This is a genomic window from Pseudomonas sp. SWRI68, from assembly GCF_014269165.1.
Classification (GTDB): domain Bacteria; phylum Pseudomonadota; class Gammaproteobacteria; order Pseudomonadales; family Pseudomonadaceae; genus Aquipseudomonas; species Aquipseudomonas capeferrum.
In genome coordinates this window covers 1-223 of the sequence record NZ_JABWRU010000096.1, presented here as the reverse complement: position 1 = coordinate 223, position 223 = coordinate 1, and the positions used below count along the sequence as shown (strand labels likewise).

The window sequence follows — 223 nt, the reverse complement described above, 5'->3', positions numbered from 1 at the left end:
TGCCGACTTGATACCCAGGTTGATCTCACCGGCATCTTTGTAAACGTCGTCGCCCTGCGCGTCGTGAGCGTACGGTGCGCTGGTTTCGCCAGCCTTGATGGTCACAACTTCATTGTTGCTCAGGGTCACGACAAGGTCGTGGTCCAGGGCAGTATTGATGTGGACGGTGAAGGTCGGTTTAACGTTTTCAGCGACCGAAACCTGGTCGGCAGTAATGGTGACT

General features: G+C 55.2%; 1 protein-coding gene. It reads right to left on the bottom strand.

Annotated elements, in window-relative coordinates; genetic code table 11:
- Positions 1–223, bottom strand: a 223-nt coding sequence (locus tag HU770_RS26950) for an immunoglobulin-like domain-containing protein (RefSeq protein WP_186666645.1), incomplete at both ends; no start/stop codon positions are given.